Annotated in this window: 7 protein-coding genes; 4 read left to right on the top strand and 3 right to left on the bottom strand. The window is 68.6% G+C overall.

Annotated features, from left to right (window positions below; genetic code table 11):
* Nucleotides 1-152 precede the first annotated feature (152 nt).
* Together Q0C12_RS05645 and Q0C12_RS05640 are read left to right on the top strand one after the other, a co-directional pair.
* Nucleotides 153-692, top strand: coding sequence for a DUF2846 domain-containing protein (locus tag Q0C12_RS05645; RefSeq protein ID WP_290887411.1), 540 nt, complete (start codon nucleotides 153-155; stop codon nucleotides 690-692).
* 224 nt (nucleotides 693-916) lie between these two features.
* The gene (locus tag Q0C12_RS05640; RefSeq protein ID WP_290887408.1) at nucleotides 917-2,953 is read left to right on the top strand and encodes a sodium-translocating pyrophosphatase; all 2,037 of its coding nucleotides are present in this window, start codon (nucleotides 917-919) and stop codon (nucleotides 2,951-2,953) included.
* A 112-nt stretch (nucleotides 2,954-3,065) separates the two neighbouring features.
* Here the strand turns inward: Q0C12_RS05640 and Q0C12_RS05635 are convergent, their stop codons facing one another.
* Nucleotides 3,066-3,428, bottom strand: a complete 363-nt coding sequence (locus Q0C12_RS05635) for an Hpt domain-containing protein (protein WP_290887405.1) — start codon at nucleotides 3,426-3,428, stop codon at nucleotides 3,066-3,068.
* Nucleotides 3,429-3,597: 169 nt separating this feature from the next.
* On the opposite strand from Q0C12_RS05635, the gene ppa reads away from it, so the two are divergent.
* The gene (gene ppa / locus Q0C12_RS05630; RefSeq protein ID WP_290887402.1) at nucleotides 3,598-4,146 is read left to right on the top strand and encodes an inorganic diphosphatase; all 549 of its coding nucleotides are present in this window, start codon (nucleotides 3,598-3,600) and stop codon (nucleotides 4,144-4,146) included.
* 109 nt (nucleotides 4,147-4,255) lie between these two features.
* Entirely contained in the window at nucleotides 4,256-5,359 is a 1,104-nt protein-coding gene (locus Q0C12_RS05625; RefSeq protein ID WP_290887399.1) for a hypothetical protein, read from the top strand.
* A gap of 105 nt (nucleotides 5,360-5,464) precedes the next feature.
* Here Q0C12_RS05625 and Q0C12_RS05620 read toward each other — a convergent pair whose 3' ends face one another.
* A complete protein-coding gene (locus Q0C12_RS05620) occupies nucleotides 5,465-6,040 on the bottom strand; it encodes a DUF4136 domain-containing protein (protein ID WP_290887396.1) in 576 nt (191 codons plus the stop codon).
* Nucleotides 6,041-6,167: 127 nt separating this feature from the next.
* Nucleotides 6,168-8,051, bottom strand: coding sequence for a phosphomethylpyrimidine synthase ThiC (gene thiC, locus Q0C12_RS05615; RefSeq protein ID WP_290887393.1), 1,884 nt, complete (start codon nucleotides 8,049-8,051; stop codon nucleotides 6,168-6,170).
* Nucleotides 8,052-8,063: the final 12 nt, after the last annotated feature.

The raw sequence follows: 8,063 nt of genomic DNA, 5'->3' as shown, positions 1-8,063 counted from the left end.
ATCCGCGGCGGCGAGAAAGTCTTCCCGGCGGGCAGCCGGGTGACCGCGAAGCTTCGCGACGCGGTCGAACTGCCCGTCTTGCCGGAACCCGCGGACCCCGGCCAGGCGCCCGAACCCGACCCGTCCGTCATGCCCACAGGAAAAACAGAACAATGACCCTTCGCCACGCGCTTTCCGCTTTCTCGCTTGCGCTCGCCCTCCTCGTTTCGTCCGGCGCCTCGGCGCAGGACGCCGCCGCCCCGGTGGCCGAGGAGCAGGGCCCGGCCGACGCTGCGCCGGCTGACGCCGAAGCCACTCCGGAGGCCACGCCTGCCGAGGCCGCGGCGACCGAAGCCGCCCCCGCCGAAGCCGCCGGCACCGGCCGCATCATCTTCTTCCGTCCCAAGAAGTTCACCGGTGCAGCCATCACATTCAAGGTTCGCGAAGGCGACCAGGTGCTGGGCAAGCTTCCCAACGGCAGCTTCTTCGCCGTGGACGTGCCGGCCGGCACGCACGAGTACTACGCCAAGTCCGAAGGCCGCGACGACACCGTCGTGGTGGAGGTCGAGGCCGGGGAAACCTACTACGTGATGGCCAGCATCGCCTTCGGCGTGATGGCGGGCAACGGCAACCTGGCGCCGTCCGACCAGGCCACCTTCGACGAGCACAACGCGAAGAAGCTCAAGGACCGCACCGGCATGAAGGTCGACTGACCCGACCCGGGGCCCCGCCCCGCAGACCGGAACGGCCGGCCCCGAGGGGTCGGCCGTTCACGTTTCCCCCGGGCCAAATCCGGGCCCCGCACCCGCCCCGCCCCTCGGCCCAGCGCCCTCCCCGGGGCCGTGTGGCTTCCCCCTCCCCCCTTTGACATACTCGGGCGAGGCGGCCAATCGGCCGCTTATGTTTGTTCCGTGTCTGAACTCTGGGGAGGGTTTACATGTTCGAGCAATACGGTTTGCACCTCGCGCTCGCCTGTGCGGCGATCGCCATCCTTTACGGCATCGTGGTCGCGAAATGGATCGTCGGCCAGCCGGCCGGCAACGAGAAGATGCAGTCCATCGCCGCCGCCATCCAGGAAGGCGCCGGCGCCTACCTGCGGCGCCAGTACATGACCATCGCCTTCGTCGGCGTGGTGCTGTTCCTGGTGATCGGCTTCGTGCCGGTGCTGGGCTGGCCCACGGCCATCGGTTTCGCGATCGGCGCCATCCTGTCCGGCGCGGCCGGCTTCATCGGCATGTTCGTCTCGGTGCGCGCCAACGTGCGCACGGCGCAGGCGGCCACGGTCAGCCTCAACACCGCGCTCAACGTCAGCTTCAAGGGCGGCGCCATCACCGGCATGCTGGTGGTCGGCCTGGGCCTGCTCGGCGTGGCCGGCTACTTCTGGTACATCCTGGGCGGCAGCGGCGTGCAGAGCGCCGAAGCGGTGAACGCCGCGCTGCAGCCGATGATCGGCCTGGCCTTCGGTTCCTCGCTGATCTCGATCTTCGCGCGCCTGGGCGGCGGCATCTTCACCAAGGGCGCCGACGTCGGTGCCGACCTGGTGGGCAAGGTCGAGGCCGGCATCCCCGAGGATGACCCGCGCAACCCGGCCGTGATCGCCGACAACGTGGGCGACAACGTCGGCGACTGCGCCGGCATGGCGGCCGACCTGTTCGAGACCTACGCGGTCACCGTGATCGCCGCGATGCTGATCGCCGGCATCTTCTACACCACCTGGGGCTGGGCCGGCGTGCTCTACCCGATGGTGCTGGGCGCGGTGTCGATCCTCGCCTCGATCATCGGCACCTTCTTCGTGAAGGTGCGCGAGGGCGGCAAGATCATGAACGCGCTCTACCGCGGCCTGGCGGTGTCGGGCGTGCTGGCGGCGGTGGCCTTCTACTTCGTCACCGACAGCATGTTCGCCAACGGCGCCGCGATGCCGCTGTTCTACTGCGCCCTGATCGGCCTGGGCCTGACCGCCGCGATGGTGGTGATCACCGAGTACTACACCGCCACCGAGTACGGCCCGGTGCAGCAGGTGGCCAAGGCCTCCGAGACCGGCCACGGCACCAACGTGATCGCCGGCCTGGCGGTGTCGATGAAGTCGACCGCGGCGCCGGTGCTGGCCGTGGTGGCCGCGATCTGGGGCTGCTACGAGCTCGGCGGCCTGTTCGGCATCGCCATCGCCGCCACCTCGATGCTGTCGATGGCGGGCATGGTGGTGGCGCTGGACGCCTACGGCCCGATCACCGACAACGCCGGCGGCATCGCCGAGATGTCGGGCATGGACAAGGAAATCCGCAAGACCACCGACGCCCTCGATGCGGTGGGCAACACCACCAAGGCCGTCACCAAGGGTTACGCGATCGGTTCGGCCGGCCTGGCCGCGCTGGTGCTGTTCGCCGACTACGCCCACAAGCTGCAGGAGTCGGGCCAGCAGGTGAACTTCTCGATCGACAACCCGAACGTGGTGATCGGCCTGCTGATCGGCGGCATGATCCCCTACCTGTTCGGCGCGTTTGCCATGCAGGCGGTAGGCCGCGCCGCGGGTGCGGTGGTCGAGGAAGTGCGGCGCCAGTTCCGCGAGATCCCCGGCATCATGGAAGGCACCGGCAAGCCGCAGTACGACAAGGCGGTGGACCTGCTGACCAAGTCGGCGATCCGCGAAATGATCATCCCGTCGATGCTGCCGCTGTTCATCCCGATCCTGGTCGGCCTGATCCTGGGCGCGGACGCCCTGGGCGGCCTGCTGATGGGCACCATCGTGACCGGCCTGTTCGTGGCGATCTCGATGTGCACCGGCGGCGGCGCCTGGGACAACGCCAAGAAGTACATCGAGGAAGGCCACCACGGCGGCAAGGGCAGCGAGGCCCACAAGGCCGCGGTCACCGGCGACACCGTCGGCGACCCGTACAAGGACACCGCGGGCCCGGCCATCAACCCGCTGATCAAGATCATCAACATCGTGGCCCTGCTGCTGATCCCGATGCTGTGATCCAGAACGGCAGAACGGGGTCAGTTTCAGTTCCTGACCCCTCCGCCAGAAAAGAGAAGCCCCGGGAAACCGGGGCTTCTTCATTTCCAGGAACTGAACCTGACCCCGTTCTTCAGATCTGGGGGACTTCCTGGAGCAGCAGGATCAGGGAGTCGCGAACGGCGCGGCGCAGTTCGTTCAAGCGGTCGGCCATGGCCGGGTCGGCGATCTGGGCGTCGTCCAAGTGCTCGAGGCCCTGGCAGACCCCGACCAGCTCGCTGGCGCCCATGGCCAGGGCGGCCGAGCGCAGGTAGTGGGCGGCCTTGCCCAGCGCGTCGGGGTCGCGGGCCACGTGCGCCTGCTCTATCTTGCGCACCAGGTCCGGCGCCTCGTGCACGAACATGCGCACGAACTCGCTGAACGAGCCCGGCCGGTCGCGGTCGAGCATGCGCAGCAGTTCCAGGGCCTTGGGTTCGAGCAGGGACGGAGCAGCCATGGCGGGGGTTTCCGTTCGACCAGTCGGCATTCTCGCCGCTGGCCCCGGCGCTGACCAGCCCCACCTTTGGACACCCCTGCAGGAGGGCCGAGTGCGGGCTCCAGGCCTTTCCCGTATCCTTTGCGCCCCCACGATCAGCCCTCCCCCGGGCAAAGCAGGAGTTTTCCCCATGGCCCTTGACCTGGTGCCCACCGGCCGCGACGTGCCGAACGAAATCAACGTCGTCATCGAGATCCCCAAGGATGCCGAGCCGGTCAAGTACGAAGTGGACAAGGCCACGGGCGCGATCTTCGTCGACCGCATCCTGTCCACGCCGATGCGCTACCCCTGCAACTACGGCTACGTCCCCCACACCCTGTGCGGCGACGGCGACCCGGTGGACGTGCTGGTCATCCTGCCCTTGCCCCTGATCCCGGGCTCGGTGATCCGCTGCCGCCCGGTCGGCATGCTGAAGATGAAGGACGAGGCGGGCGAGGACACCAAGCTGCTGGCCGTGCCGGTCGACAAGGTCTTCGGCGGCTACTCGCACATCCACGACATCACCCAGGTCAGCCCGCACTGGCTCGAGCGCATCGGCCACTTCTTCGAGCACTACAAGGACCTGGAGAAGGGCAAGTGGGTGAAGCTGGATGGCTGGGAAGGTGCCGACGCCGCCCGTCGCGAGATCACCGATTCGGTGGAGCGGTTCGAGGCGAGCCCCGAGAAGCTCAACTTCTGACCCCCCACCGCGCGAACCAGGATGAAGCCACCCGACCGGGTGGCTTTTTCTTTGGCCGGAACGGTGGAGCGCCTACGTTGGCAGGAGGCCACCCAACGAGGAATCCACCATGGAGTGCACCCTTGGCATCGCCGTCACGCTCCTGGCCGTCGGCACGGCCTGCTTTTCTCCCGCCCTCGAGGCCGGCTCCGGGCACCCCAAGCCCGGGCTACAGGCCGAGGCCGCCTCCGGCCCGCTGAGCCCCGCCGAACGCGGGGCCATGACCCGGGCCTTCGTGCGCAAGTGGGGCCCTTACGTGCAACAGGTCTACGGCGTGCCCGTGGACGCCTGGGCCCAGCGCATGGTGTCCACCTTCATCCATGCCGACCCGGACAATTTCCGCGACGCGCTCCGGCGCACCACGTACGAGGGCGCCACGGCCGCCTTGAACGGCGCGGGTAGCCGCGCTTCCGACGACCAGGTGATTGACTCCATGGCCCGGGCCAGCCTCGACCCGCGCCTCACCGACGCGCAGGTGGGCACCCAGGCGCTGGGTTCGGCCGCCAGCGACCTAGTGTTCACGCCGGTCACGCCCTGTCGCATCCTGGACACGCGCGTGGCCGGCGGCCAGATCGCCAGCGACGGCAGCCGCGATTTCAACGCAGTGGTGGGCGGTGGCGGCAACTTCACCAGCCAGGGCGGCAGCGCCACCGACTGCGGCATGGTGGCCGCGGGGCAGGCGGCGGTCGTGATCAACCTCACCGCCGTGACCCCGTCCAGCGCGGGCTTCGCCACGGCCTACCCGTTCGGCGCGGCGCGGCCACTGGCCTCCAGCGTGAATTACACCGCCGGCGCGGTCGTCAACAACGCCATCGTGGTCAAGTTGCCCACGCCGCTCACGAGCAGCGACTTCACCATCTACACCTTCGCCGGCGCCCACTTCGTCGCCGACATCGTCGGGTTCTATTCGGCGCCGATGGCGACCGCCCTGCAGTGCACCAGCGTGGACGGCGCCCTGCGGACGCTCACGGCGGGCGAGTACGCACTGCTGTCGACGGTCAACTGCCCGACGGGGTACTCGGCGGTAAGCACCTCCATTACCGCCAGCCAGGACGTGGTGATGGCCGACTCCTACGTCAGCGCCACGTCCGTGCAGATCTTCGTGAAGAACGTCAGCTCCCTCTCCCAGCAGGCAATCCCGAAAGCGGTCTGCTGCCGCGTTCCCGGCCGCTGACTGCAGGTCCGGGCGGCGAGGCCAGGCATCCCGGCCGGATCGCACGAAACGCAAAAGCCGCCCCGAGGGGCGGCTTTTTCCTGGCCCGGATGACGGCGCCTGCGATCAGCGACCGCCGGCCCGGTGCGGATACTCCGCGAAGATATCGGCAATCGTCGAATCAATCCGCGCCGCCCGCTCCGCGGGCTTGAGGCGGGCCATGCGGCCCACGGCCACGCCCTCCCACACCAGCGCCTTCTCGCGCGCGTCCACCAGGTCCACGTTCAGCGTGCCCTCGGCGTAACGGTAGACGTCGGTGCGGTGGGTCCAGTACGGCACCGCCACGTAGGAGCGGGCGCGATAGCTGTAGTACAGCGCGGTTTCCATCTGCGGGGTGTTGTAGACGTCGGTGCGCTCGTCCACGTAGGCGTTGATGTTGACCTGCAGGTCGGGCGCGGACTCGTCGTAGACGTAGCCACGCGCTTCCATCTCGCGGCGCACCGCAGCCTTCATGCGGCTGCTGGACGGGGTGGAGTAGCCCTCGGTCTCCACCGCCAGCGGCTCGTAGAACGCGAAGCTGCGGTAGCGCGCGAAGTCGGCCGACGGGTCGGCGTCGGTGGTGATGCGCGGCCCGGTGGCACAACCGGCCAGCAGGACGACGGACAGCAGGGCAACGGCCTGCCAAAGGCGTGAAACGGACATGGCGCACCTCCCGGTTGGATGCCGCGAAACTAGCACGCGGCCGGTCGACCCGGCATGAATCAGGGCTGAGCCGACCCGGGAACCGCCGGCCGCCGGCGGGCGGCGGGCGACGAGTGGTGCAACCCGTTCAGTCTCGCCGGTAAAGCTGCGCGCCCTGGGCCCGGAACTGCTCGGCCTTCTCGGCCATGCCCTTCTCCAGCGCCTCGGCTTCGTCGGTGACGCCCTGGCTGGCGGCGTACTCGCGCACGTCCTGGGTGATCTTCATCGAGCAGAAGTGCGGACCGCACATCGAGCAGAAGTGGGCGACCTTGTGGGCGTCCTTGGGCAGGGTCTCGTCGTGGTACTCGCGGGCGCGCTCCGGGTCGAGGCCGAGGTTGAACTGGTCTTCCCAGCGGAACTCGAAGCGGGCCTTGCTCAGCGCATTGTCGCGGGCCTGGGCGCCGGGGTGGCCCTTGGCGAGGTCGGCGGCGTGCGCGGCGATGCGGTAGGCCATCAGGCCTTCGCGCACGTCGTTCTTGTCGGGCAGGCCCAGGTGCTCCTTCGGGGTGACGTAGCAGAGCATGGCGGTACCGAACCAGCCGATCATCGCCGCGCCGATGGCGCTGGTGATGTGGTCGTAGCCGGGCGCGATGTCGGTGGTCAGCGGGCCCAGGGTGTAGAACGGCGCCTCGCCGCAGACGGCGAGCTGCTTGTCCATGTTCTCCTTGATCAAGTGCATCGGCACGTGGCCGGGACCCTCGATCATGGTCTGCACGTCGTGCTTCCAGGCGATCTTGGTCAGCTCGCCCAGCGTCTCGAGCTCGCCGAACTGCGCGGCGTCGTTGGCGTCGGCGATGCTGCCCGGGCGCAGGCCGTCGCCCAGCGAGAAGGTCACGTCGTAGGCCTTCATGATTTCGCAGATTTCCTCGAAGTGGGTGTAGAGGAAATTCTCCTTGTGGTGGGCCAGGCACCACTTGGCCAGGATGCTGCCGCCGCGGCTGACGATGCCGGTCACGCGCTTGGCGGTCAGCGGCACGTAGCGCAGCAGCACGCCGGCGTGGATGGTGAAGTAGTCCACGCCCTGCTCGGCCTGCTCGATCAGCGTGTCGCGGAAGATCTCCCAGGTCAGGTCCTCGGCCTTGCCGTCGACCTTTTCCAGCGCCTGGTAGATCGGCACCGTGCCGATGGGCACCGGCGCGTTGCGCAGGATCCACTCGCGGGTCTCGTGGATGTTCTTGCCGGTGCTCAGGTCCATCACCGTGTCGGCGCCCCAGCGGATCGACCAGACCAGCTTTTCCACTTCTTCCGCGATACCCGAGGAGACCGCGCTGTTGCCGATGTTCGCGTTCACCTTGGTCAGGAAGTTGCGGCCGATGATCATCGGCTCGAGTTCCGGATGGTTGATGTTGGCCGGGATCACCGCGCGGCCGCGGGCCACCTCGTCGCGCACGAACTCGGGCGTGATGAACTTCTGGATGCTGGCGCCGAAGGCCTCGCCCGGGTGCTGGCGCAGCAGGTGGGCCTCCTTGATGGCCTCGATCCGCTGGTTCTCGCGGATGGCGATGTACTCCATCTCCGGCGTGATGATGCCGCGGCGGGCGTAGTGCATCTGGCTCACGTTGGCGCCGGCGTTCGCACGGCGCGGCGGGCGCAGGGCCGGGAAGCGGACGCTGTCGAGCCTGTGGTCGGCGGCGCGGCCGCGGCCGAACTCCGAGCTCAGGCCGGGCAGCGGCGAGGAATCACCGCGCTCGGCGATCCACTGCGCGCGCAGCGGCGCCAGGCCGGCGCCCAGATCGATGTTGGCGTTCGGGTCGCTGTACGGGCCCGAAGTGTCGTAGACGACGAAGGGCGCGTTCGGCTCCTGGATGCCGTACATGCGCGGGGTCGGGTCCAGCGCGATCTCGCGCATCGGGACCTGGATGTCCGGGCGGGAGCCTTCGACGTGGATCTTCCGCGAGCCCGGGATCGGGCGCGTCACGGATTCGGACAGCTGCTGGGCCTGGCGCAGCAGCTCGGTGGGCAGGGCGTTCATGCGTTTCGTCCT

It is taken from the genome of Arenimonas sp. (assembly GCF_022842045.1).
Classification (GTDB): domain Bacteria; phylum Pseudomonadota; class Gammaproteobacteria; order Xanthomonadales; family Xanthomonadaceae; genus Arenimonas.
The sequence above is the reverse complement of the archived record's forward strand: the minus strand, read 5'-3'. Positions and strand labels throughout refer to the sequence as shown.

Bases quoted from the DNA above. Each gene is read 5' to 3' on its own strand.
- Q0C12_RS05645 (WP_290887411.1), top strand. From the start codon at position 153: ATGACCCTTCGCCACGCGCTTTCCGCTTTCTCGCTTGCGCTCGCCCTC.
- Q0C12_RS05640 (WP_290887408.1), top strand. From the start codon at position 917: ATGTTCGAGCAATACGGTTTGCACCTCGCGCTCGCCTGTGCGGCGATC.
- Q0C12_RS05635 (WP_290887405.1), bottom strand. From the start codon at position 3,428: ATGGCTGCTCCGTCCCTGCTCGAACCCAAGGCCCTGGAACTGCTGCGC.
- ppa (WP_290887402.1), top strand. From the start codon at position 3,598: ATGGCCCTTGACCTGGTGCCCACCGGCCGCGACGTGCCGAACGAAATC.
- Q0C12_RS05625 (WP_290887399.1), top strand. From the start codon at position 4,256: ATGGAGTGCACCCTTGGCATCGCCGTCACGCTCCTGGCCGTCGGCACG.
- Q0C12_RS05620 (WP_290887396.1), bottom strand. From the start codon at position 6,040: ATGTCCGTTTCACGCCTTTGGCAGGCCGTTGCCCTGCTGTCCGTCGTC.
- thiC (WP_290887393.1), bottom strand. From the start codon at position 8,051: ATGAACGCCCTGCCCACCGAGCTGCTGCGCCAGGCCCAGCAGCTGTCC.